At 66.7% G+C, this 23,820-nt stretch carries 27 protein-coding genes; 8 read left to right on the top strand and 19 right to left on the bottom strand.

The window, feature by feature from the left end; translation table 11 throughout:
- Nucleotides 1–2: 2 nt before the first annotated feature.
- The 3 genes from LMQ14_RS26345 to fadD5 form a co-directional block, all read right to left on the bottom strand.
- Entirely contained in the window at nt 3–872 is an 870-nt protein-coding gene (locus LMQ14_RS26345) for an MlaE family ABC transporter permease (RefSeq protein ID WP_267732529.1), read from the bottom strand.
- Between the two features lies 1 nt (nt 873).
- On the bottom strand, nt 874–1,677 hold the full coding sequence (locus tag LMQ14_RS26350; protein WP_267732530.1) for an MlaE family ABC transporter permease: 804 nt from the start codon (nt 1,675–1,677) through the stop codon (nt 874–876).
- A gap of 221 nt (nt 1,678–1,898) precedes the next feature.
- Nucleotides 1,899–3,557: a fatty-acid--CoA ligase FadD5 gene (fadD5, locus tag LMQ14_RS26355; RefSeq protein WP_267732531.1), complete on the bottom strand. Its 1,659-nt coding sequence runs from the start codon at nt 3,555–3,557 to the stop codon at nt 1,899–1,901.
- A gap of 160 nt (nt 3,558–3,717) precedes the next feature.
- On the opposite strand from fadD5, the gene LMQ14_RS26360 reads away from it, so the two are divergent.
- On the top strand, nt 3,718–4,413 hold the full coding sequence (locus tag LMQ14_RS26360) for a GntR family transcriptional regulator (protein WP_267732532.1): 696 nt from the start codon (nt 3,718–3,720) through the stop codon (nt 4,411–4,413).
- A 3-nt stretch (nt 4,414–4,416) separates the two neighbouring features.
- On the opposite strand, the gene LMQ14_RS26365 is transcribed toward LMQ14_RS26360, so the two are convergent.
- From LMQ14_RS26365 to LMQ14_RS26420, 12 genes are all read right to left on the bottom strand, one after another.
- Nucleotides 4,417–4,857: an SRPBCC family protein gene (locus LMQ14_RS26365; protein ID WP_267732533.1), complete on the bottom strand. Its 441-nt coding sequence runs from the start codon at nt 4,855–4,857 to the stop codon at nt 4,417–4,419.
- Nucleotides 4,858–4,909: 52 nt separating this feature from the next.
- Complete coding sequence (locus LMQ14_RS26370; RefSeq protein ID WP_420714724.1) at nt 4,910–5,380, bottom strand: acyl-CoA thioesterase; 471 nt, start codon at nt 5,378–5,380, stop codon at nt 4,910–4,912.
- 40 nt (nt 5,381–5,420) lie between these two features.
- Complete coding sequence (locus tag LMQ14_RS26375) at nt 5,421–6,347, bottom strand: alpha/beta hydrolase (RefSeq protein ID WP_267732535.1); 927 nt, start codon at nt 6,345–6,347, stop codon at nt 5,421–5,423.
- Nucleotides 6,344–7,852: a flavin-containing monooxygenase gene (locus tag LMQ14_RS26380; protein ID WP_267732536.1), complete on the bottom strand. Its 1,509-nt coding sequence runs from the start codon at nt 7,850–7,852 to the stop codon at nt 6,344–6,346. Before LMQ14_RS26380 ends, LMQ14_RS26375 begins: the two co-directional genes overlap by 4 nt.
- Before the next feature lie 7 nt (nt 7,853–7,859).
- The gene (locus LMQ14_RS26385) at nt 7,860–8,582 is read right to left on the bottom strand and encodes an SDR family NAD(P)-dependent oxidoreductase (protein ID WP_267732537.1); all 723 of its coding nucleotides are present in this window, start codon (nt 8,580–8,582) and stop codon (nt 7,860–7,862) included.
- Nucleotides 8,579–8,986: a nuclear transport factor 2 family protein gene (locus LMQ14_RS26390; RefSeq protein ID WP_267732538.1), complete on the bottom strand. Its 408-nt coding sequence runs from the start codon at nt 8,984–8,986 to the stop codon at nt 8,579–8,581. The genes LMQ14_RS26385 and LMQ14_RS26390 overlap by 4 nt, the downstream gene beginning before the upstream one ends.
- A complete protein-coding gene (locus LMQ14_RS26395; RefSeq protein ID WP_267732539.1) occupies nt 8,983–9,729 on the bottom strand; it encodes an HpcH/HpaI aldolase family protein in 747 nt (248 codons plus the stop codon). The genes LMQ14_RS26390 and LMQ14_RS26395 overlap by 4 nt, the downstream gene beginning before the upstream one ends.
- A complete protein-coding gene (locus LMQ14_RS26400; protein ID WP_267732540.1) occupies nt 9,726–10,694 on the bottom strand; it encodes a zinc-binding dehydrogenase in 969 nt (322 codons plus the stop codon). Before LMQ14_RS26400 ends, LMQ14_RS26395 begins: the two co-directional genes overlap by 4 nt.
- Before the next feature lies 1 nt (nt 10,695).
- Entirely contained in the window at nt 10,696–11,871 is a 1,176-nt protein-coding gene (locus tag LMQ14_RS26405) for a cytochrome P450 (RefSeq protein ID WP_267735693.1), read from the bottom strand.
- Nucleotides 11,872–11,918: 47 nt separating this feature from the next.
- A complete protein-coding gene (locus LMQ14_RS26410) occupies nt 11,919–12,623 on the bottom strand; it encodes an NIPSNAP family protein (protein WP_267732541.1) in 705 nt (234 codons plus the stop codon).
- Nucleotides 12,623–13,204: a hypothetical protein gene (locus LMQ14_RS26415; RefSeq protein ID WP_267732542.1), complete on the bottom strand. Its 582-nt coding sequence runs from the start codon at nt 13,202–13,204 to the stop codon at nt 12,623–12,625. The genes LMQ14_RS26410 and LMQ14_RS26415 overlap by 1 nt, the downstream gene beginning before the upstream one ends.
- Before the next feature lie 164 nt (nt 13,205–13,368).
- Complete coding sequence (locus LMQ14_RS26420) at nt 13,369–14,538, bottom strand: CaiB/BaiF CoA transferase family protein (protein WP_267732543.1); 1,170 nt, start codon at nt 14,536–14,538, stop codon at nt 13,369–13,371.
- A gap of 150 nt (nt 14,539–14,688) precedes the next feature.
- Here LMQ14_RS26420 and LMQ14_RS26425 point away from each other — a divergent pair, with 150 nt between their 5' ends.
- The gene (locus LMQ14_RS26425) at nt 14,689–15,423 is read left to right on the top strand and encodes an SDR family NAD(P)-dependent oxidoreductase (protein ID WP_267732544.1); all 735 of its coding nucleotides are present in this window, start codon (nt 14,689–14,691) and stop codon (nt 15,421–15,423) included.
- Nucleotides 15,424–15,468: 45 nt separating this feature from the next.
- Nucleotides 15,469–16,260, top strand: a complete 792-nt coding sequence (locus LMQ14_RS26430; RefSeq protein ID WP_267732545.1) for an SDR family NAD(P)-dependent oxidoreductase — start codon at nt 15,469–15,471, stop codon at nt 16,258–16,260.
- Nucleotides 16,261–16,282: 22 nt separating this feature from the next.
- On the opposite strand, the gene LMQ14_RS26435 is transcribed toward LMQ14_RS26430, so the two are convergent.
- Nucleotides 16,283–17,203 (bottom strand): NAD(P)H-binding protein, encoded by a 921-nt coding sequence (locus tag LMQ14_RS26435; protein WP_267732546.1) that lies wholly within the window; start codon nt 17,201–17,203, stop codon nt 16,283–16,285.
- 122 nt (nt 17,204–17,325) lie between these two features.
- On the opposite strand from LMQ14_RS26435, the gene LMQ14_RS26440 reads away from it, so the two are divergent.
- Both LMQ14_RS26440 and LMQ14_RS26445 read left to right on the top strand, forming a co-directional pair.
- Nucleotides 17,326–17,811 (top strand): winged helix-turn-helix transcriptional regulator, encoded by a 486-nt coding sequence (locus tag LMQ14_RS26440; protein WP_267732547.1) that lies wholly within the window; start codon nt 17,326–17,328, stop codon nt 17,809–17,811.
- Nucleotides 17,812–17,821: 10 nt separating this feature from the next.
- Nucleotides 17,822–18,496 carry a DUF427 domain-containing protein gene (locus LMQ14_RS26445; RefSeq protein WP_267732548.1) on the top strand — a complete coding sequence of 225 codons (675 nt, stop codon included), beginning with the start codon at nt 17,822–17,824 and terminating at the stop codon, nt 18,494–18,496.
- Here the strand turns inward: LMQ14_RS26445 and LMQ14_RS26450 are convergent.
- The 3 genes from LMQ14_RS26450 to LMQ14_RS26460 are packed head-to-tail and all read right to left on the bottom strand — an operon-like array spanning nt 18,480 to nt 21,475.
- Nucleotides 18,480–19,655 carry an acyl-CoA dehydrogenase family protein gene (locus LMQ14_RS26450; RefSeq protein WP_267732549.1) on the bottom strand — a complete coding sequence of 392 codons (1,176 nt, stop codon included), beginning with the start codon at nt 19,653–19,655 and terminating at the stop codon, nt 18,480–18,482. The two genes, LMQ14_RS26445 and LMQ14_RS26450, sit on opposite strands and share 17 nt — an antisense overlap.
- Nucleotides 19,655–20,569 carry an LLM class F420-dependent oxidoreductase gene (locus tag LMQ14_RS26455; RefSeq protein WP_267732550.1) on the bottom strand — a complete coding sequence of 305 codons (915 nt, stop codon included), beginning with the start codon at nt 20,567–20,569 and terminating at the stop codon, nt 19,655–19,657. The genes LMQ14_RS26450 and LMQ14_RS26455 overlap by 1 nt, the downstream gene beginning before the upstream one ends.
- Before the next feature lie 15 nt (nt 20,570–20,584).
- Nucleotides 20,585–21,475, bottom strand: a complete 891-nt coding sequence (locus LMQ14_RS26460; protein WP_267732551.1) for an acyl-CoA thioesterase — start codon at nt 21,473–21,475, stop codon at nt 20,585–20,587.
- Between the two features lie 132 nt (nt 21,476–21,607).
- Between LMQ14_RS26460 and LMQ14_RS26465 the strand changes: the two genes are divergently transcribed.
- Genes LMQ14_RS26465 through LMQ14_RS26475 form a run of 3 tightly spaced genes read left to right on the top strand, consistent with a single transcriptional unit; the run spans nt 21,608 to nt 23,809 of the window.
- Nucleotides 21,608–22,084: an SRPBCC family protein gene (locus LMQ14_RS26465; protein ID WP_267732552.1), complete on the top strand. Its 477-nt coding sequence runs from the start codon at nt 21,608–21,610 to the stop codon at nt 22,082–22,084.
- A 55-nt stretch (nt 22,085–22,139) separates the two neighbouring features.
- The gene (locus tag LMQ14_RS26470; protein ID WP_267732553.1) at nt 22,140–22,967 is read left to right on the top strand and encodes an SMP-30/gluconolactonase/LRE family protein; all 828 of its coding nucleotides are present in this window, start codon (nt 22,140–22,142) and stop codon (nt 22,965–22,967) included.
- 20 nt (nt 22,968–22,987) lie between these two features.
- Nucleotides 22,988–23,809, top strand: a complete 822-nt coding sequence (locus LMQ14_RS26475; RefSeq protein WP_267732554.1) for a thioesterase family protein — start codon at nt 22,988–22,990, stop codon at nt 23,807–23,809.
- Nucleotides 23,810–23,820 lie beyond the last annotated feature (11 nt).

Here is a 23,820-nt window from a genome sequence, read left to right on the forward strand (position 1 = left end):
CGCTACACCGTTAAGGCGAAGTTCGGGTTGACGCCGTACAGCGCCAACGCGGCGGACAAGACCACAACCTGCACCGAGACCAGCGAGAAGCGCATCGAGCGACCGACGGCCTCACCGACGCCGACCGGCCCGCCGCCGGCGTTGTAGCCGTAGAAGCAGTGGGTGATCATCACGACCGCGGTGATGATGATGGCCTCCAGGAATGACCAGAACACGTCATCGGGGCGCAGGAACGTCCGGAAGTAGTGGTCGTAGGTTCCGTTGGATTGCCCGTAGAGGACTGTCGTGGTGATCTGCGGCGACAGGAAGCACATGATCATCGCCATCGCGTAGATCGGGATGATCACGACCAGCCCGGCCATGAATCGCGTGGTTGCCAGGAACGAGATCGACTTGATGCCCATCACTTCCAGGGCGTCGATCTCCTCGCTGATCCGCATGGCGCCGAGTTCAGCGGTGGCGCCCGCGCCGACGGTGGCGGCCATCGCGATGCCGGTGACGACGGGGGCGGCGATGCGCACGTTGATCAATGCGGCGAAGAAGCCGGTGAACGCCTCGACCCCGATATTGCCCAGGGACGCGAAACCCTGGATCGCGACCAGTGAGCTACCGGACAGCGTGACGAAGCCGACGATCGCGACGGTGCCGCCGACCACGGCCATGGCCCCGGTGCCCATGCCGATCTGGGCGATCAGCCGCAGCGTTTCCTTGCGGTAGTTACGCAGCGCGTGCGGCACGTGCCCGATGCAGACCATGCCGAACCAGGCCATCTTGCCGAGGTCGTCGAGCCCGCGGCCGGCGGCACCGCCATAGCGATTCAGGTTTTCGGCTGCCCGCGGGAACCGGGCGCGCAGTACGGCGACGTTGGTCATGTCAGTGTCCCGTTCCGAATCGCACACCGATGGTGGTCAGAATGACGTTGACCGCGTATAGCGCGACGACACAGAGCACCACGGTTTCGTTGACGGCGGTGCCCAGGCCCTTGGAGCCGCCGCGCACGGTCAGCCCGCGATAGCAGCCGACCAGGCCGGCGATCAGGCCGAAGACCGCGGCCTTGATGGTCGCGATGACGACCTCGGGCAGGCCGGTGATCGTGGTCAGGGTGGCCAGGTAAGCCCCACCGGAGACGTTCTGCAGGTAGACCCCGAACAGGTAGCCGCCCACCAGGCCGACGGTGATGACCAGGCCGTTGAGCAGCGTGGCGACCAGGGTCGCGGCGATCACCCGGGGCACAACCAGGCGGTGGATCGGGTCGATGCCGAGCACCTCCATCGCGTCGATTTCCTCGCGGATGGTGCGCGCGCCCAGGTCGGCGCAGATTGCGGTCGATCCGGCGCCGGCGACCACCAGCACCGTGGTCAACGGGCCGAGCTGGGTGACCGCACCGATCGCCGCGCCGGCACCGGACAGGTCGGCGGCACCGAACTGGGCCAGCAGCACGTTGAGCGTGAAGATCAGCAAGACGGTCAGCGGGATCGAGACGAAGACGGTCGGCAGAAACGCGACCCGCATGATGAACCAGCACTGCAAGATGAACTCGCGCCACTGAAATGGCCGGCGGAACAACGCCCGGCCGGTCAGGACACACATCCGGAAGAACCCGCCGATCAGGGTCAGCGGTGTCTCGAGCTGGTCGCGCACGTAGCCGACCAAGCGCGGACCGGACGACGTCGTCACCGCTGCCCCCTCATGCCGGCGCCGCGCACCTCACGGCGCAGCGAATCGTGTCGCACGCCTCGCACGCCTCCCCCTTGCACGGACCCCACATGTGTGATCACCGACTCCCTACTGGCAAGTAGTAACGGAGACCACAGGAATGTACCCGATGGCCAAGCAGGTGTGAACCGCATCCGCACAATTAACCCTTCGTCAACAACGGGCAAACGTTACAGTTTCTGTCAGCTTTCCTCTCTTGACGTGAAATCGCTTGAAGTAGCCTGCTTTTGGGTTGTGCCCGCGGACCCGTAGCGAACCCGTAGCTCAGTCTTCAGGACCTTGCCGGCCGGGTTGCGGGGCAACGCATCGACGATCTCGAGCGCCTTGGGGTGCTTGTAGCGGGCGAGGCGCTCGGTCAGGAATTCGTCCAGGTCATCCAGGCGCGGCCCGTCGGCACTGATCGCCGCGACCGCGATCGGTACCTCGCCCCATTTCTCGTGAGCACGGCCGATGACCGCGACCTCGACGATGCCGGGGTGTTCGGCCAGCACGTTCTCCACTTCCGCGCAGTAAATGTTCTCGCCGCCGGAGATGATCATGTCCTTCTTGCGGTCCACCACCCAGACGTAGCCGTCGTCGTCCATCCGGACGAGGTCGCCGGAATGGAACCAGCCGCCCGCGAACGCCTCCGCGGTGGCCTCCGGGTTGTTCCAGTAACCGCTCATCAATGTCGGTGCCCGATAGACGATTTCGCCTACCTCACCGATCGGCACATCGTTCATGTTCTCGTCGACGACGCGCGCGGCGACCGTCGGGATCACCTTGCCGACCGATCCGCGCTTCCGGATGGCGTCCTCGCCGAGCAGCATGCAGGTGACCGGAGACATCTCGGTCTGGCCGAACGCGGCCAGGATCTGGGTGCCGGGGAATGTCGCCGACATCTCCCGCAGCAGCGCATCCGGTGCGGGGGCGGCCCCCCAGGACATGATCCGCAGCCTCAAGTCGCGCGGTCGCGCTTGTTGTTCGGCGCAGACCGCCTGCCACTGAGCCGGAACCAGGAAGATGCCGGTGACCTTCTCCGCCGCCAGCACGTCGAGCAGCTGGCCCGGGTCGAACGCACCGAGCGGGTAGATCACCGTGGGCAGGCCCATCAGCAGCCCACCGAGCAGGTTGCCGACGCCGGCGATGTGGAACAGCGGGACACCGATGAAGCCGACATCGTTGTTGATGTCGGCTCCGTTGGTGTAGAGCCCGGTCATCGTCTGCCCGGTCAGATTGGTGTGGGTCAGCACCGCGCCCTTGGGACGCCCGGTGGTCCCCGAGGTGTACATGATCAGGGCCGGCGACTCGTTCGGGACATCCACCGGCTCGGCCGGGTCCGCGGGCTCGCCGATCAGGTCTTCGTAGCCGAGCACACTGTCGTCGGTCGAGCCGCCGGCCACGACCACCGTGCTCAGCAGCGGCTGGATGTCGCGGACCCCGGTGGCGACCGGGGCCAGTACCGCTTCGGTGACCATCACCCGCGCTTCGCAGTCCTCGACCAGGAACCCGATCTCGGACGGGGTGAGCCGGAAGTTCAGCGGAACCGCGATACCGCCGAGCATGGTGGTGGCCAACATCGCCTCGACGAACTCGGTGCGGTTGAGCATCAGGATCATCACCCGGTCCCCCGCGCCGACCCCTCGGCGGCGGAGAGCTCCGGCCAACGCGCTGACCCGTCGCTGCAGGTCAGCCCACGTCAGGGTGCGACCCATAAATCGCAGTGCGACGGCCTGCGGCTGCATCAGCGCGTGCCGCTCGAGCTGGTTGACCCAGTTCTGCCGGCGGGCCAGATACGGCTGCTCGTGCGGGTGTGACGGCTGCGATGCTGGTGCCTCGTGGCTAGCAAGTTGCGCGGTCAACTAATACCTTCCCTTCACTCGCGCACCGCTTGCGACAGGTTGATATTTGATAAAACATAGTGTTGTGTGGGTCACACTATGGCCTTACCGCCCTGATGACAAGCCCCGATACGCCCTGAAAACTCCCTGAAATCGCCCCCCGAAAGCCCTGGCTAACGACGTGAACGTACCTCTATCTACGCGACCCCACGGCAGGCGGCGACAGCTGCGCCGGGCGCAGCTGTCGGATGAGGTCGCGGGTCACCTGCGGGCGGCGATCATGTCGGGGACCCTGCGTCCGGGCACCTTCATACGTCTCGACGAGACCGCGGCCGAACTCGGGGTGAGCGTGACGCCGGTGCGCGAGGCACTGCTGAAGCTGCGCGGTGAGGGCATGGTGCAGCTGGAGCCGCACCGCGGCCACGTCGTGCTGCCGTTGACCCGTCAGGACATCGACGACATCTTCTGGCTACAGGCCACCATCGCCAGGGAACTTGCCGCGGCGGCGACCGACCACATCACCGAGGCCGAGATCGACGAGCTGGAGCGCATCAACAACTCGCTCGTGGTCGCCGTCGGCTCCAGTGATCCCGAGACCATCGCGGGCATCGAGTTCTCGTTCCACCGGGTCTTCAATCAGGCCAGCGGACGGATCAAGTTGGCCTGGTTCCTGCTCAACGCCGCACGGTATATGCCGGTACTGGTATACGCCGGCGATCCACAGTGGGGAGTCGCCGCGGTCGACAATCACCGGCAGCTCATCGCCGCGCTGCGCCGCCGCGATACCCCCGCGGTGATCGAGCACACGGTCTGGCAATTCACCGACGCGGCGCAGCGGCTGACCGGAATGCTGGACGGGGCCGGGATTTTCGGTTAACCGCTAGCTGGCGGCCAGCTGTTCGGCGCGCTTCTTGAGGTTGTCCGCCAGGTGATCGAGGACGTTGTTCAGCATCATCTTCACCATCGGCGCGGGCACCGGCAGCGACGGTTCGACGTCGATGTCCACCGTCAACAGGCTCGAGGCGCCCGTTTCCACGACGCTGAACAGCTGTTCCTGTTTCTTGAACAGCTCGCCCTGCTGCAGGACGGTCTGAATCTGGTTCGGTGCCGGGTAGTAGATGGCCTGAATGAAGGTTCCCTCGAAGCCTTGGTAGGCGGCGTCCAGGCGAATCTGGCTGGGCCGGCCGTCGTCGTAGCGCGCCAGCACCCAGCAGCCCTTTGCCCCGTCGCTCCACTCCGGGTACCGCTCGAAATCCGCGACGATGGCCATGATCGCGGCGGCGTTGGCGTCGACCTCGACGGTTTTGCTCAAAACGGGCATGGGCGAAGCATAGCCGGGTAGGCGAAAGCCCCAGCGCGGGGCGCTATCTCGGTCAAGCCTCGACGCGGACCGTCGACAACAGGGTCCGGATGGGGTCGGGAATCGGGATGGGTTTGCGGCTGGCGCGGTCGACGTAGACGTGCACCCAATGCCCGAGCGCCGTGGTCGGCCGCGGCTGTTGACCTTCGCTAGCACCTTCGCTCGAACCGAACACACCGAGCCGGTAGGTGACACTGCTGCGGCCCAGCCGGGTCACGGCGAGGCCGACCTCGAGGCGCTGCGGGAATTGCAGTTCGGAGAAATAACGGCAGCCCGACTCGGCGACGACGCCCAGCGCCGGCATCGTGGTCGGGTCGAGCCCGGTGCCGATCGTGATCCAGGCATTGATCGCGGTGTCGAAAAGCTGGTAGTAGACCGCGTTGTTGAGATGGCCGAACATGTCGTTGTCGGCCCACCGGGTGCCCACCGGCCACAGCACCGGGAAATCGCTGCTGGTGAGCTGCTCGGGTGCGGGCGGAATCATGGCCATGGTGGTATTCCAACATGTTTCGCCGAGTGCCCGGCTAGCTCCCGTAGAAGGCGGTCGTCAGGGCATTGCCCTGCAACCTGAACAGCCGCTCGGAGCCGGCCCAGTCGGGCTGCAGCGAATCGAAGCCGTGGCAGGTGCGCGCGAACACGTGCAATTCGGTGGACACTCCGGCGTGCAGGAGCCGCAGCGCGTAGTCGATCGCTTCGTCGCGGAACGGATCGATCTCCGCGCAGGTGATCAAAGTTGGTGGTAGACCATGTAATTCGGCGCGGCGCGCCGGTACGGTATCCGGCGATGCGGGCTGTTCGCCGAGGTAGTAGCCCCACATCAGTTCGGCCGCCTCGCTGTCGAAGGCCGGGCTGGTGCGAAACTCCGTTTTCGACGCGGTCGCGCGGTCATCGAGCACCGGCTGGTGCAACAGTTGGAACACGACCGGCGGCAGGGACCCGTCCGCGCAACGCTGCACCAGGGATGCGGCCAGGGTGGCACCGGCGCTGCTGCCCGCGATGGCCAGCCGGCCGGTGTCGATGTCCAAGTCCGCGGCGCCGCCGGCCACCCAGTTCAGCACCGCGATCGCGTCGTCGAGCGCGGCCGGGTAGGGGTGCTCCGGGGCCAGCCGGTAGTCGACCGACACCACCGTGCAACGGCCGCGACGGGCGAGTTCCGCGCACTGCCGGTGATCGGTGTCGAGGTTGCCCAACGCGAATCCGCCCGCGTGGCAATAGATGACCACCGGTGCCGGCGACGGCCCACCGCGATAAATGCGGACGGGGACCGCGCCCGCGGCGTGGTCCTCGCTGATCTGAACGCCCGGCAGATCGGTCAGGTGGGCGGCGGCGCGGCGGCGCTGGTCGAACGGCCCGCGCATCAGCGCGATCGCTTCCGGGGAGAAGACCGTTCGGGTGCTCGCGACCGCGCGCAGCACCGGGTCGAGCCGCTGCGCGCCATCCAATTCCGTCATCGTTGCTCCGCTGCCGCGTGGTCGCCGGCGAACACGGGTCTGCGCGGGTTGCTGGAGAACATGAAGTCGGTGGGAGTGAACCTGCGCGTCATTTTCCAGAAGCTACGCGCGCTACGTGGCCATTGTGTTACCACGCGCCCGTTCGCGGCGCGGAAGTAGTTGCTGCACTGGGTCGTCCATACGGTGCCGACCATCCACTGGTCGATCTTGGCGATGAACCGCGCCAACGCCGAGGGCCGCACCGCCACATACGTTTTGCCCCTGCGCCGCATGTACTTCAACGCCCGCACGATGTAACGCGCCTGGGCCTCCAGCATGAAGATCACACTGTTGGAGCCGACATTCGTGTTGGGTCCGTACAGCATGAAGAAGTTCGGGAATCCGGGAACGGCCATGCCGAGATACGCATGCGCCCCCTCGCTCCAGACCTCGCGCAGTGTCGTGCCGCCCTCGCCGGAGACATCCAGCTGGCCGAGATAGTCGGCGGCGGCGTAGCCGGTGGCGCACACCACGACGTCGACATCGCGTTCGGTGCCGTCTTCGGTGACGAAGGATCGGGCCTTGAGATAGCGGGCCGGGCTGGACACCACCTCGACATTGGGCCGGGTCAGCGCCGGGAGGTAGTCCGAGGAGAACACCAGCCGCTTGCAGCCCATCGGGTGATCGGGAGTCAGCCGCTCCCGCAATTCCTGGTCGGCGACCGTCTTTTCCAGTAGGCCGAGGGCAATCGCGGTGAACTCCTGTGTCTTTTCGCTGCCGTGCTCGATCACCGAGATGTTGGATTCACTGCGCAGCCACAGCCGGGTCCGGTACAGCTTCTTGGCCAACGGCAGATGAGCGAACGCCCAGCGTTCCCGCCGGGTGTAGTGCCGGTCCGGCTTGGGCAGAATCCACGTCGGCGAGCGCTGCACCGAATACACCTGGCCGGCCACCTTCGCGAGTTCGGGTAGCAGCTGCGACGCCGTCGACCCGGTGCCCAACACGGCCACCCGCGCGCCCGCCAGGTCCACCGAGTGGTCCCATTGCGACGAGTGCATCACGGTTCCGGTGAACGGCTCCTGCTCGACCAGCTCCGGAAAAAGCGGCCGGGTGAACAGACCGACGGCGGACACCACGACATCGAAGCGGTGTTGCTGACCGCTGCCGGTGGTCAGGCACCACTGCTGGGAGTCTTGCACCCAACGCGCCGAATGGATTTCGGTGCGTAGTTTCAGGTGCGGCCGCAGCCGGTACTTCTCGGCGCAACGCTCGAAGTAGGCGAGGATCTCGGGCTGGCCCGACCAGAGCCGCGACCAATGCGGATTCAAGTCGAAGGAGAAGGAATACAGATGCGACTTGACGTCGCAGGCCAGCCCCGGATAGGTGTTGATCCGCCAGGTGCCGCCGACGTCGTCTTCGCGGTCGAAGATGGTGAAGTCGTGAAACCCCGCACGGGCCAACAGAATTCCCAGCGCCAGCCCACCCGGGCCGGCACCGATGATGCCGACCGACAAATCCGTTCTCATATCGTCCTCATCGAATCTGTAGGCATTGCCCACCATCGACGACCAGTTCCGAACCGGTGATGAACGACGCCGCCTCCGACACCAGGAAGGCGACCGCGTCAGCGATTTCGGTAGGCTGCCCCAGCCGCCCGAATGTCGCCGTTGCCGTCAGCCGGGCCTGCGTGGCGTCATCGAGCATCGAGGTTGCGATCGGTCCGGGAAACACCGCATTGACCCGGATACCGGACGGCGCCAGCTCGGCCGCCGCGGTTTGGGTCAGACCCCGAAGCGCCCACTTCGACGATCCGTAGGCGCAGTGCGCCGGGAAAGGGCGGATGGCGCCGGTGCTGCAAATGTTCACGATGGCCGCGTGTTCGGCCTCCCGCAACTGGTCGAGCGCGGCGCGCATGCCCAGGAATGCACCCAGACAATTGACCCGCCAAGCATTTTCGAAATCCTCGACCGTCTCGTCGCTGAGCGCGGAACGATGCAGCACCCCGGCGTTGTTGACCAGTGCGGTCAACCGCCCGAACCGGTCCACCGTCTTGTCCACGGCGGCCTGCCACTGCGCTTCGCTGGTCACGTCGAGTGCGATCGCGACCACCTCGTCGTCGCCCAACTCAGCGACCGCGGCGGCGACGTCCTCGGCGCGCCGATCGCAGGCGGCCACGGAGTATCCCTGGGCGCGAAGCTTTTTCGCGATGGCCCAGCCCTGGCCGCCCGCGGCGCCGGTGACGAGTGCGACGCTCATGATGACGGAACCTCCGGGCTATCGGACAGGCCGTGGCCGGTGATGAACTGGCATCGCCGCTGCTGGAAACGCCATTGCCGGTCGCGGCGGACCAGCTGGTCGTCGTACAGCGCGGGCCGCAGGTGCAGGTCGCCGGCCCTGACGAACAGGACCTGCGAGCGGGCGGTCGCGGTGTCGGGATCGTCAGGGCCGATGTCGATGCGCGACACCCCGGTCAGATGCAGTCCGCGCGGCGCATCGCGGAACATCTTGGCGATCTCCTGATGTCCGGCGAAAGTCCGTCCGTAGACCAGGAATTCCCCGTCGGTGGTGAACAGCTGCGCGCACGCGTCGATGTCACCGGCATCGAGAGTCAATGCGTAGCCGGCTATCAGTTCGCGGATCGCGGCTTCGTCGTCGGTCACTGTCCGGTCGCCTCGCGTAGGTGCTCGATCGCGCCGCGCCGCAACGCCGCCGATTCGGCGGCCAGGGTGATCAGCTGAAAGCCGAGCTGCGCCATGGCGTGTCCGGTCTTGCCCTCGCTGGCGTGAATCCCGGTGACCAGTCCGGCTTCGGTCGCGACGCCGTGGATGTGCACGATCGCGTCCAGCACCTCCGGATGCCGGGTCGCTCCGACGGTAGCGTGACCCAACGAGATCGCCAGATCGGCGGGCCCGATGTAGATTCCGGCGAGGCCGTCGACCGCACAGATGTCGCCGAGATTCGTTAATGCCGCCGCAGTTTCGATCATCGCGAACACGCTCACCCGCGCTTCGTGAGCGGCCGGGTCGGGGCCCAGGCTGGCGCGCAGCGGGCCGAAGCTGCGGACGCCGCCCGGTGCGTAGCGGGTGGCGGCCACCGCCGCGGCGGCCTGGTCGGCCGATTCGATCATTGCGATGAAGACGGCGTCGGCGCCGGCGTCGAGCACCCGCCCGATCGGCGCCGGGTCGGCGTTGGGCAACCGCACCGCGGTCGCGATCGGCACCTGCTCGAGGCGCCGGAGTATTCCGGCGATGTCGGCGTCGTCGAGATAGCCGTGCTGGGCATCGAATCCGACGTAGTCGTATCCGGCGCGGGCGAATTCCTCCGGCCCGATCAGCGTCGGGCCGGTGACCCACCCGCCCCATATCGGAGTGGTCTTGCTCAGCGCCGCACCGAAGCTGCTCATTCGGCGATCGCAATCTTCACGCGATCGGGCACCGGCCGGCACGCCAGGTCGAATGCGCCCTGCACATCGTCGACGCCGAAGGTGTGGGTGAGATAGTGGCCGAGCAGTTCCGGATGTTCGGCGGCGAACTTGCCGGCGAGCTCGAGAACCCGTCGCCGGTCAAGCGTCACACCGGATTTCAGCGTCAGATTGTTGCGCAGCATGAGACGCATGCTAATCGGGTACGCCTCGTCGTCGGCGACGCCGAAGTAAAAGACGGTGCCGCCGGGCGCGGCGGCTTCGATCGCATGCCCCAGCGTGGCCACCTGATGACCGACGGCCTCGATGACGATATCGGCGCGGTCGGCTGGCGCCAGTTGACTGACCCAGCGGTCGCTGGTCGCGCGCACCACGTCGTCGACACCGAATGTCGTTGCGAGGCTTTGCCGGTCGACGGGGTCGACGCCGGTGACGCGCCGGGCGCCGGCCGCCTTGGCGACGTAGGAGAACAACAGCCCGATCGACCCCTGACCGATGATCGCAACGTGCCGGCCGGCCAGATCCGGCAATTGCTCGCAGGCATACAGGACACACGCCAGCGGCTGCAGCCCGACCGCCTGCGACGGTGTCAGGGCGGGGTCGTACGGCGCAAGTCCGTTGCCGTCGCTGACGACCCGCTCCATCAACCCGTCGAAGCCCGAGGCCCAGCCCACCACGCGATCGCCGATCCGGTGTTGCCGATGCCGGCTGGCGATCACCTCGCCGGCCACTTCATGGATCGGAAAGCCGTCCTTCTCCGCGGCGCTGGCGCCGTCGTCGCCCGGCAGTCTGCCCTTGGCGCCCCGGAAGCCCGGCAGGTCGCTGCCGCACACCCCGGCGGCCAAGAACCGCAGCAGCACCTGACCATCGGACACCTCGTCGGCGGTCTTCTCAGCGATGTCGGTGCGCTCGAACTCATACGGGGCGATGATCCGGTAGGACCACACGTCAGACCTCCACCGGGATCTGGTTCCATCCCCACTGGAAGCTGGACGGCAGCCGGGTGGCGGACTGGCCCTTGATCTCGAAGTCGGGCACCCTGCGCAACCATTCCTGCACCAGCACAGTCACTTCCAGCCTGGCCAGGTGATAGCCGATGCAGAAGTGCTGGCCACGGCCGAACACCAGCGAGCGGGCGATCGGCCGATCCCAGATGAACTCGTCGGGGTCGGGGTACTCCCGTTCGTCGCGATTGGCCGAGGCGAGCAGCGTGATCACCCGCTGGCCCGGCTCGATGGTCTGGCCGTGAATGGTGAACGGCCGGCGCGCCGTTCGGGCGAACCACTGCGCGGGCGCGCAGTAGCGCAGCATCTCCTCCCGGGCGACCGGCACGGTGGCGGCCGGATCGGCCCGCACCGCGGCGAGCTGGTCGGGCCGCTGGCTGAGCTCCCACAGGCCGTGCGCGGCGATCTTGGGCACCGTCTCGGTGCCCCCGATGAAGATGCACAGCATCTGCGTGGCGGTTTCGACGTCGTTCAGCGCGCTGCCGTCGGGCAGCCGGTACCCCAGCAACCCGTCGACCACGGGAAGCGGACCGCCCGATTGATCGGTTCGGCGCCGCTGCACCACGGGTATCAGGTATTCGAGATAGTTGGGGCGGGCCTGCGCGGTGTCGACGCCCTCACCCGGTGCGGCAAGGCTACCGGCATTGACGGCGGCCAGCACCTGCGGTGCGAGTTCGGTTGATATTCCCAGTAAGTCGCAGACCATCGAGGCCGCCACGATGCCCCCGTAGTCCTGGGTCAGATCGAACGACCCTTGCGGCAGCAGCAGATCGAGGCGCTCGTTGGCGAGCTCGCGGATCCTGGCCTCCAGCCCCGCGACCGACCGCGGCCGCAATGGCGCCGAGTGGGAGCGACGGATCTCGCCGTAGAGGTCGGTGTCGAACACCGCGTGAAACGGCATGGGATGCAACGGCGGATCCTCGACCGGCCCGGTGTTGTGCTTGGCCAGCACCGCCGCCGGGGGCAGGGTTCCTTCCGAGGCGACGAAGGTTCCGTCGTTGACTTCCAGAACCTGCCAGATGTCCTCGAAGCGGGACAGCGCGAAGGTGTCCCACTGCGGCATGTAATAGACCGGATGGTGGTCGCGCAGAGTTCGGTAGTACGGCAACGGATTTGCCATGACGTCCGCGTCGAAGGGGTCGTACGCGAAGTCGGAGGCGGGGGCGGTCACTGCAGCGGAGAGGGCGGTAGGGCCTGCAGAATCGAGTCCTCCCAGCCGTCGCGCAGTGCCGGGGCCACACTCATCCAGGTGACGATCTCGGCGGGCGGGCTGTCCTTCCACGAGGGATAGTGGTTGGCGAAGCATTCCCAGCCGCCGTCCAGCGCCCAGTAGTGGATGACCTCGTTGAAGCGGAACGTGGTGGTGAACGAACCCAGCCAGCGTTTTCCGGTGCGCTCCGACCACGGGACGTAAAGCCGCTCCAGTTCGCGGATGTAATCGTCTTGGCGGCCCGGCTTGGTTTGCATGATCTCCTGAATCACCAGTGGCGCGCTGAATTTGGCCTCACGCAGTTGGGCCAGGTTTTTGTTGCTGGGCCCGGGGTACATGATCCGCCCCTCCCCCGAGGCACCGGTCTCGGCCAGAAACGCCGACCACTTGCCCGCCGCGGCCTCGTGACTGCCACCGCGGGCCTGGGCCGCCCCGATCCTCGCGTAGTCGGAGAACCCGTCGATCTCCCAGATGACCGTGACCTGCGGCCAATGACCGTTGTAGGGCGTGGATTCCCACATGGCGAACAGCCGCGCGCCGAGCGCATCCATCATCGGCTGGCAGGTGTCGGTGAAAACCTCGGTGAAGCGGTCGCTTAGCCCGGATCCCAGTGAGATCGTCTCGTGCAGGTAGAGCAGGGTGTGGCCGTAATACTTCTTCATCAGTCGAGCCGGACCAGCTCTGAATCGACGCTCGAATGGCTCGCCTCACACAGCAACGTCTCGGTTGGTTCGACCAGGGCAGACGGGATCCCCGCTGCCGCAAGGGCGTAGCCCTTGAACTTGCGCGCCGCAGCGGACAGCACGTGCTGGGCCCGAGTCATTCCACGGTTCACTCCCAACGGCCACCCGTCACCCCACAGCGCGACCTCGGTCAGGCGGTCGTCCAGGGACTTCAGCACCTTGTCACGCACTCGTGGATCCGCGGTGAACGCCTCGGCGCTGACGGCCAGCGTCTGACTCGTCGAGCCCATCGCGGTCGGGACGAACTCCGATTCGGTGTCCACCACCGCCACCCCGAGGATGCGTAGCGGCCGGGTGTCGCAGCTGCCCGGCAGCAGGACGGTCACCTCCCAGCCGGCCGTCACCCGGTCGTAGAGCCACCCGCCGGCCGAGTGCACGACGTCGACAGCGCTGCCCGCGACCACGTCCAGCCGATACCGCAGACACTCACCGTTGCCGTGGGTTGCTCGCCCGGCGCTAACACGCCCGCTCTGGCTGATGTCGAACGTCGGAGTGACCATCAAATCCGTTCCTCACCGCCACACCGCGGAGTGCGTTGGCTCCAAGGCAGCTGCAGCGCTTGTCATGGGCTTCCCAAGGCTGACACCGCCTCACGCAGCGGGTGACGCGGCTCATGGCACAGCGTGACACTTCTGCCGAAATTTGTAAAGCTCCTGCCGAGCGGTCAGGAGCGGCGGCGGGCCTTCAGCTCGGCCAGAATCTCGTCGGTGTGCTGCCCGAGTCCCGGGGCCGCGGAGCGCGGCGCCCACGGCGTTCCGTGGAAGTCCGCCGGGGTTGCCACCATCGCGACGCTGGCCTCTCCATCGGGGACGTCGACGATGCCGCCCGCGGTGTGGAACTGCTCATCGGCCACGACGTCTTCGATGGAGTTGATCGGCGACCAGAAGAAGTCCGGTTCAGCCGCGAAGGCCTGCGCCCATTCGTCCAGCGAGCGGGTTGCGAAGATCTGGTCGAGCTCGGCGATCAGCTCCGGGCCGTTGACGAAGCGGGCGGCGGCGTCGCTGAAGCGCGGGTCGTCGACCCATTCCGGGTGGCCGACGACCCGGCACAGCGGCGGCCAGTGCCGGTCGCCTTCGAGACCGACGATCCAGAACCGCCGTCCGTCACCGGCGGCGTAGTTGTTCATGCACGGGTTGCCCATCGTTTCGCGCTCGCCTATCGCGATCGGCTGGCCGGTCAACAGATAGGTGTTGAGGTCGAAGCTCACGGTGTAGGCGCCCTGGCGGTACAGCGAGGTGCTCACCAGCTGACCGGTCCCGGTGCGCTCGCGGGCCAGCAGCGCCGCGCAGATCGCCGCGGCCAGCGTCATGCCGGCCGAGTGGTCCCCCATGCCGCCGCGCTGAAACGGCGGTGTCTGGCCGGGCCGGGTGAGCAGGTGGGCTACCCCAGCGCGCGACCAGAACGCGGCGACGTCGTAGGCGGCCCGGTCGGCGTCGGGGCCGGTCTGGCCGTAGCCGGTGATCAGGCCGTAGACCAGCCGAGGGTAGCGGGCCGACAGCGACTCGAAGTCCAGGCCGAGGCGCTGCAGCGCACCGGGTCGGACATTGGTCACGAAAACGTCCGCATCGGCCAGTAATTCGAAGGCGGTCTCCCGGCCCTCGTCGGTGGTGAGGTCCAAGACGATGCTGCGCTTGGAGCGGTTGTCCAATTCGAACGGCGGGTTGACCCCCAGGTCGCAACCCAGCATCCGGCCGAACATGCGGCCCGGATCGCCGGCCGGCGGCTCGATTTTGATGACGTCGGCACCCCAGTCGGCCAGGATGCCGCTGGCGGCCGGACCGGCAACCCACACTCCGAGCTCGACGACTTTGAGGCCTTCCACCGGTCCTGCCATGGCTAAGTTCCTACTCCGTAGGCCCGTCGGCTCTTGCGACCGGGGCAGCTGAACTGCGCACCGATGATTCTTCGCGGCCCGGTGTATCGGAATACCAGCAGGCACCGTGTGCGCCCTGCACTACGACACCAACAAAAGGAGATCGTCATCGTGGTCACAATCTCAGGCAGAGCGGTCCTGATAACCGGAGGCAATCGAGGGATCGGGAGCGCATTGGTCGTGGAGGCCCTCAACAGGGGCGCCAGGCGCGTGTACGTCGGCACCCGAAAGCCCTTGGCCGACAACGGCGATTCCCGCGTGACGGCCCTCCCCCTGGACGTCACCAACGCCGCCCAGATTCGCGATGCTGTGCAACAGGTGGACTCTCTCGATGTCTTGATCAACAACGCCGGCCTGGCCGTCTACGACGATCTGAGCGATCCCTCCGCTCTGCAGCAGCATCTTTCGGTGAATCTTCTCGGCACCTACGGGGTGATTCAGGCGTTCCTGCCGCTATTGGCTCGATCCGGGGGCTCGGTCGTCAACAACCTGTCGGTGAATGCCTTGGCACCTTTGCCGCTGATTCCCGCGTACTCCATCTCCAAGGCCGCCGCGTTCTCCCTGACCCAATCGTTGCGCGTCATCTTGGCCGGACAGGGCGTGCGGGTCCACGCGGTGCTGACCGGTCCCGTGGCTACCGACATGACCCGAGGCCTCGATATACCAAAGGCCTCTCCACAATCCGTGGCGCAAGGCATCTTCGACGGGGTGGAAAACGACGAAGACGAAATCTTCCCCGACCCGATGTCACGGTCCTTGGCGGAAAGCTGGCGGGGCGGCCCCGCGAAGCTGCTCGAGCAGCAGTACGCGGCGCTACTGGCAGCAGCAGAGCCCGCCAATTCTTAAGTCCCGAAACCATATTCGTCCTGTATCTGTGAATGGAGAAGGAACATGTCGCTGGAAAACAAGAACGCAGTTCTGTACGGCGCTTCGGGAGCGGTGGGCGCTGCGGTTGCCCGCGCGTTCGCTCGCGACGGAGCCCGCGTATATCTGACCGGACGAGATCAAGGCGCCCTCGACGCATTGGCTAAGGAGATTACCGGTGCCGGCGGAGCCGCCGAGACTGCGGTGGTCGACGCGATGGACCAAACGGCAGTGCAGAGCCACCTCGATGGCGTGGTGGCCAAGGCGGGCGGAATCGATATCTCGTTCAACGCCATCGGGATTCCGCAGCAAGGGATGCAGGGAATTGCCCTCACCGAGCTGTCGGCGGAAGACTTCGCGCTGCCGATCGCCACCTATCCGCGGGCACATTTCCTCACCGCCCGAACGGCCGCGCGTCACATGATCAACCAGCGGTCCGGGGTCATCCTGATGCACACGCCCGAGCCGGCACGCCTCGGTGTGCCACTGACCGGTGGTATGACTCCGGCTTGGGCAGCACTCGAAGGCCTCAATCGGTTGTTCTCAGCCGAATGGGGGCCGCACGGAGTCCGCACCGTGTGCCTGCGCACCACCGGTATCGAAGAAACAGCAACCATCGATGTCGTCTTCGGCCTTCATGCCGACGCCCGCGGCGTCTCCAGGAAGCAATTCGCGTCGGCAGTTCTGAACGCGTCTCACACGAAGCGGGCGACCACGCTCGCTGAACTCGCCGACGTGGCCGCATTCGTGGCCTCCGATCAGGCCGCCGCGCTGACGGGGACGGTCGTCAACCTGACGGGCGGAGTCATCGTCGACTGAGCCGGCCGATACCGCGGGGTTGTCAGCTCGCCTTGAGCTGATCCCGTCGCACGAAACGGCCGTCGTGGTCGAACTCGGCCCGGTTGGCGTTGACGTAGTCTGCCACCGTCATCGGCTGGCGGCCGCCGATCACCTCGACCAGGTTGTTCTCGCCGGAGAAGACGCCGTCTTGGTAGTCCTGGGCGACGTTGCTGATGTGTTGCACGAAGAAATCCGGGAAGCCCGCGGCGGTCAGCCCGGCCGCGAAGGCGGGGATGGAGACCGGCTCGTAGCGGACCGGGAAGCCGAGCGTGTCCGCGATTTCGTCGGCGATCCCGTAATGGTCGAACTCGTGGTCGCCGACCAGCGGGTAGACCTGGCGGTCGTGCGGCGCCGGGTTCTGCAGCACGGCGGCGATCACCGCGGCTTGGTCGGCGCCAGAGATGGGCGCGTGGCGGCCGTCACCGAAGGGCAGCCGTAGCACCCCCTCGTTGTCGTCGCGTTGCCATTGCCACTTCAACCACTCGGCGAAAAAGGTCGGACGCAGGTGCGTGGTCTTGAACGCGGCGCGATCCAGCAGCCGCTCGGCGATCCAATGCTGCTGAGCCGCATTGCTTTTGGCCTCCCGGCGGGCCGATATCTGCGACATGTTGACCACCGCGTCGACGCCCGCCTCGCTGGCGGCCTGAGCGAAGATCGCGGTGGCGGGCAACAGGGTGCCCGGGGCGATCGGATAGCAGAAGTAGGCGGCGTCGACGCCGGTCATGGCCGCGCTGACCGAACGGAAGTCCAGCAGATCACCCTCGACGACCTCGGCGCCGAGCGCGGCCAGCGCGTCGGAGCGGTGGTCGATACGGTGCACAAAGGCGCGTACCCGGTGACCGGCTTCGCGCAGGATCTCGACGGTGGGCGCCCCGGTGTTGCCGGTGGGTGCGGTGATCAGAAACAGCTTCTCGTTCGACATCTCGTCTCCTCGAGGTTTGTCGGGACTGGCATCGATCGCCGGGCTTGCTGACTAACGATGTCGTTAGTAAGATCAAAGCACTGTATGCTGACTAACGCAAGCGTTATCCATAGGAGTTTTGGATGGAGTTCGAAAAGCGGCTGGCCGACCGCCAGCTTTGGTCCGTCGGCGAATCCTGCTCGATGTCCAAGGTGCTCGAGCTGCTGAGCACCAAAACCGCGTTCCAGGTGCTGCGCGAATTGTTCTTCGGCACGACGCGTTTCGAGGATTTCGTCGAGCGAGTCGGCACGTCGGCGCCGGCCGCGTCGCGGGCCCTCAAGCAGCTGGAGGCGGCCCAGATCGTCACCCGCGTCCCGTATCAGGAGCCGGGCAGCCGAGCCCGGGACGAATACCGGCTGACCGAGGCCGGGGAGGACCTGCTGCCGGTGTTCATGTCGCTGGTGCAGTGGGGCGACACCTACCTACAGGACGGCCCGGCGCCCCTGTCGTTCATCGACTCCGATACCGGCCAAACCCTTGCGGTCCGGGTGACCGCCGAAACCGAAGGCCCCAAGAAGCGTTCGGCGGACATTCAGATCCGCGGCATCGGCGCCGGGCGCCGGCGCTAACCTGAGCACCATGACTCTGGTGGCCGGACGTGGCCCGCTCAGCAGCGACCCGGCCGGTCGGTTCTCTCCCCCGCTGCCCGGCGGCGTCGTCTACATCGAGCCGCACCCGCGCCGCGTCCAGGCGTTCAAGGACGGGCGCCCGGTGATCGACACGGAGCAGGTGCTGATGGTGCACCGGCAGGGCCATCCGCTGAGCTATCTGTTCCGCGCCGACGAGGTCGGCGAGCTGCCCGCCGAGCCCGAGCCGGAAGCGCCGGGCTACGTCCACGTGCCGTGGAACGCCGTCGACACCTGGCTGGAGGAAGGGCGCAAACTCGTGCACTACCCACCGAATCCCTATCACCGCGTCGATTGCCGCCCCACCACGCGACACCTGCGCGTCACGGTGGCGGGCACCACGCTGGTGGATACCCAAGACACCGTGATCTTGTTCGAAACCGCGCTCGAGCCAAGGCTTTACGTCGATCCCGCGCAGGTGCGCACCGATCTGCTGCGGCGCTCGGAAACGACGAGCTACTGCAACTACAAGGGTTTCGCCACGTACTGGTCCGCGGGTGACATCGAGGACATCGCCTGGAGTTATCCGGATCCGCCGCCCGAAAGCCTGCCCATCAAGGGTTTTCTGAGTTTCGACGACGCACGCGCCGACGTGCTGGCTGAGCTGCCGCTCAGCCGCCGTAGCTAGGGCGCCCGAGCTTCAGCTCGTGCTGGGCGATCATGTTACGGAAGACCTCCATGGTGCCGCCGTAGATCCCCGCCGGCACGCCGTGCCGGAAGATGAACTCCACGGCGCCGTCGTCCGCGGAACCCGTTGTGTCGGTGGGCAATGCCGATGCTGCGCCGAGCATGTCCATCAATTCCGGCGAGATGTCCCGCATCGTCTGAATGAGCGCCACCCGTCCGTACATTCCGGGTGTCGACAGCGCCGCCTCGATGCGGGCGAGGCTGCGCCCGAGCCGGTATTTGATCGACTCGTCATCGATCGGGCGTCGCCCGTCCGCATCGGGCGTGGACAGGATCGCCACGACCCCGTCGGCCGCCTCGGCCATCAAGTGGCCGTGCTCCGACATCATCGAAATGTTCTGCAGGCCATGGTCTTCGGTCTCGGTGATGCCGTGTTCGGCGTCCAGAGCGAATCGCATCACCGTCCAGCCTGCGTTGACCTCACCGATCCGGTAGCGGTCATCGACGCGTACGTCGCTGTAATACACGATGTTGGTGCGGTCGCCGTCCAGCGTGCGGATGCCCTGGATCTCGATGCCCGGGGAATCCAGCGGCACCAGAAACATGGTCAGGCTCTTGTGTTTCGGCGCTTGTGGGTCGGTGTTGGTGAGCAGAAAGACGTACTTGGCGTTCTGCGCGTTCGAGGTGAACATCTTGGACCCATTGATGATCCACGCGTCACCGTCGCGCACGGCTCGGGTCTTGCAGGTCGCGACGTCGGAGCCACCCTCGGGTTCCGTGTATCCCAGACACAACCGGATTTCACCGGACAGCACGCCCGGCAGTACCTCGTCGACGAGTTCGGGTGCCCCGAATTGCTTCACCAACCGCGCGACAACCGCCGTGGTGCCCCAGTGAAACCACGGTGTATGGGCGCGACCAATCTCGAGGTGGAAGATTCGCCGGCGCACCGGATTGAATCCCCCTTCGGACTCCTGCTTGAAATCCGATGTCAGATAGCCCTCTTCGCCCAGTGCCAAATGCACTGGCTCACTGAAGTTTTCGCCCGTCTCGCGATCACGCCTAAGGACGTCCTGGGTGACATGTTCGGCGACGAACGCCCGGGTCTGGTCAAGGAATTCCTGATCCTCGGGCGAGAGCGCTACGCGGGAGAAGTCCACTACGCCGCGTCGATCACGAGGGAACGGAACCGATCGAGAGTCTCGAGCGCGTGCCCGATGCTGTCGCCGGGCAGGTGCACACTCACCCAGGTGACCCCCAACTTCTCCAGCTTTTGCAGACCCTCGAGGTAAGCGTTGGCGTTGAAGTCGTCGTCGGTGATGCTGCCACCCTCGAAGTTGGTGAAAGTGATGTCGATCGCCGACCAATCCCTGTCGGCCGCATCGCATCTGCGTCGGAGATCGTCAATGCATTCCGTGAGACGCTCGACGGAGGTGATGGACGCCGTGCCGGCGGTCTGGGCCAATTGGGGCGGGGCCGGAAACGGGCACCAGCCATCGCCGTATTGCGCGACCCGCTGCCGGGCCGACGTGGTGTTGCCCCCGATCCAGATCGGTGGGCTGGTGACCGGCCGGGGGTGCGCGGTGATGCCGCGCGCGCTGAAATGCTTTCCCTCGAATGTGAGGTCGTCGCCGGTCCAGATGGCCCGGATCACTTGCAGGGATTCGTCGAACAGCTCGGCACGCTCGTCGTAGCTGACACCCAGCGCGGCGAACTCGCGCTTGAGGTAGCCCACGCCGACCGCCAGCGTGAAACGCCCCTCCGACAACAGGTCCAGGGTGGCTCCAGATTTGGCCACCACGAACGGGTTTCGATACGGCAGCACCACGATGTTGGGGATCAGCCGCAGCGTGGAGGTGGTGGCCGCCGCGAAACCCAGTGCGACAAAAGGATCTAACGCGTCATGACCGCCCGCCTCGAGCCATCGCTGCGATGGTGCCGGGTGATCGGTGAAGCCAAAGCCGTGAATGCCGGCCGCTTCGGTGGCCGCGGCCACCTTCCCGATGCCGGCCCCGCTCACCAGCTCAGGGTTGTAGGGATGGCTGTGCATCGGGTGCGTGATCGTGAAGCGCATCTGGGCTCCCAGTCGTCAGAAGCGGGCGCGCGAGTCGATCGCGGTGTCGCTGGTGCGCAGCGGCCGGATGAGCGCCTCCTGAGCGAAGGAGGCCAGCAGCTCCCCCTCCTCCGAGTGCACGGCGCCGCGCACATAGGACATGCCCGCGCCGACCTGGGTGCTCTCATGCGTGTAGAGCAGCCACCCGGTCCAGTCGACCGGCTCGTGGAAGGCCACCGAGATGCTCATCGGAGCGGTGGACACGGTCAGGTGCGCCTGCGCGGTGCCGATGCCCTCATGCGCGCGCATCGTGGTGGAAATCCCGAGGTGGCCGGTGAAGTACGCCAACAGCGCCTTGGCCAGATCGTCTCGCGTCGGAATCGGGTCGTAGTGCAGCCACGCGTAGAGCTCCGGCGGGCCGACCTCGTCGGGGCTGTTGACGTCGACGACGTCGACCAGGCGCAGCTCGCGCCCGACCATCGGCATGGGCGAGTGATGGGCGTCGGCGGGGGCGGCCACGTCGGGCTTGGGCAGGTGGTGGCGGATGACGTCGTCGGTGGGGACGTCGGTCAGCACCGTGATGCTCAGGCAGCGCCGCCCGTTCTGGTGCACGGCGACGACCGCGGTCGCGGTGGACCGGCCCTCGGACACGACGTCGAGGACGAGCTCGATCGGCGGGCCGACGACCACCGCACGGGAGAACACCGCGTGCGCCGAGCGCACCGACTTGTCCGGGAATCGTTTGGCCACGGCGACAATCGCCTGGGCGAGCACCTGAGTGCCTTCCACCACCTGACGTTCGTCGCCCACGGCGATGCCGGTGTCTCCGGTGAACCGATCGTCCCCGTCGGCCCGCACGTCAAACAGATCCAGCAGGCCCTGAACCGTCCACTCAGTCTGCTCAGATTCCGTGGTCAATCCGCTCACCTTTCACGTTGGCAGCTTCCGGCTCAGCGTGACACTTTGAGTAGGATTTGTAAAGCTTGGCTAACAAGACTCCGTCGAACCCTCCGGGCAGCGCCCGTAGGGGCCAATGGAAAGCGCAGAGAGGCAACGCAATTGGGCATCGTGACGACCACGTCAGAGACCGCGTTCACCCAGTCCGCAGAGACCGTGTACGACTTTGTCACCAATCCGCAGAACTGGACGAAGACCTATCCCGGCAGCGCGCACATCGGCAAGCTGCCGCCGCTGCCGCTCAAGGTCGGCGACACCTGGGAGGAGGCGGGCCCCGACGGTGATCGGATTTTCAGTTGGCAGCTGGCCGTCGCGGTGCGACCCCTCCAGTTCGTGTTCACCTCGATCGGGCGCCTGGGCCACGACCGCGGCGGCAAGGGTGGGCTGGAGGGCCGCATCACGGTGTCCTACCGGTTCTCCACGCCCGGCCAGGGCATCACGCTGTTTTCCCGCACCATGACTATTGAGGCGCCTAAGCACGCCCCGCTGCCCGATCGGCTGTTCGAGCAGGCCAATCCGGCCCGGATCGACGCCTACCACGAGGCCGTCGCGCGCGAGCTCGCCCTGGCAGCAGATTGACACCGGCGGCGCCATTGCATGACACTTTTGCGGTGTTTTGTAAAGGCGTGAGCCCATGATCCCCGAGCCGCTGGCCAACGGGTTCTGCTTCGGTGAAGGACCCCGGTGGTTCGAGGGTCTGTTGTGGTTCTCCGACATGCTGGGCGAAGCGGTCCACACCTCGACCCTGAGCGGGGCGCTGACCACGTTGCCGCTGCCCGGGCACTCGCCGTCGGGCCTGGGTTTCCGTCCCGACGGGTCGCTGCTGATCGCCTCGGCCGAAGACCGGCGGGTGCTGCGCTACGACGGCGAGACCGTCGTGGAGATCGCCGACCTCACCGACCTGGTACCGGCCAACCTCGGCGACATGGTCATCGACGACACCGGGCGCGCCTACATCGGATCCCAGGCCCCCCAAGCTCTCGGGGGCGGCGTCATCGTGCGCCTCGATCCCGACGACAGCACCACCGTCGTCGCCGAGGACCTGGACTTTCCCAACGGCATGGTCATCACGCCGGATCGGAAGACGTTGATCGTCGCCGAATCGATCGGCCGCCGGCTCACCGCGTTCACCATCGACGACGACGGCGCGCTGGGCGGCCGTCGGGTCTTCGCCGAAGGCCTGGACGGACCGCCCGACGGCATCACCCTGGACGCCGAGGGCGGCGTGTGGACGTCGATGACGCTGGCTCACCAATTCGAGCGGATCGTCGAGGGCGGCGCCGTGACCGACCGCATCGACATGGGCGAACGAGTCGCCATCGCCTGCACCCTCGGCGGCCCCGAACGCCGCATCCTGTTTCTGCTGTCGAGTACCGACGCCTATCCTCAGCGCCTGGTGGGCACTCGGCTCTCCCGGCTCGACGCCGTGCAGGTTGCCACGCCCGGCGCCGGGCTGCCCTGAGACACCCGAGGGGGAGACACGTGACCGACTGCTACTACGAGCTGATCGACGACGCCGGTGCGTTGGGCGAGAAGTTCCGCGCGACCGACCTGGCGCGCGGCACCTGGTCGGCAGCGATCCAGCACGGCGGCCCGGTATCCGCGCTGCTGGTCCGGGCGCTGGAACGCTGCGAGCGGCGCGACGACAACCGCCTGTCCCGGGTCGTGATCGACCTGCTGGGCGGGGTGCCGGCCGACGGCGACATCTGGGTTCACTCACAGGTGCAGCGCGGCGGCAGGCAGATCGAGCTGGTCACCGCCGAGATGCTGGCCCCGGGCCCCGACGGCCAGCCCCGCCCCGTGGCGCGCGCCAGCGGTTGGCGGCTGCAGCAGCAGGACACCCAGGCCGTCGCCCACGCAGCGGCCGAGCTGCCCCGACCGCGCGCCGAAGCCCGCAACCGCAACCTCAAGGCCAAGGAGTGGGACCGCAATTACGTGCACAGCCTGGAGTGGCTCTGGCTGACCGAGCCGCTGACGCCCGGCCCCGGCGAATCGTGGATCAAGCCGGACGTCGACCTGGTGCAGGGCGAGGCGATGACGCAGCTGGAGCGGCTGTTCGCGGTCGCCGACTGCGCCAACGGCATCGGCAGCAAGCTCGACATCACCAAGTGGACCTTCTTGAACACCGATCTGGCGGTGCACGTGTTTCGTGTTCCGGACGGGGACTGGGTCGGTATTCGGGCCGAGACCAGCTACGGGCCGGACGGTATCGGGACCACGATCGGCACGTTGTTCGACGAGCAGGGCGCGGTCGGCGCCATCCAGCAGTCCGTGCTGGTGCGCCGGCGCCCGGACAAAACCTGACGGCGGACGGA

The sequence above is a fragment of the Mycobacterium sp. Aquia_213 genome (genome assembly GCF_026625985.1).
In the GTDB taxonomy this organism is placed as follows: Bacteria; Actinomycetota; Actinomycetes; order Mycobacteriales; family Mycobacteriaceae; genus Mycobacterium.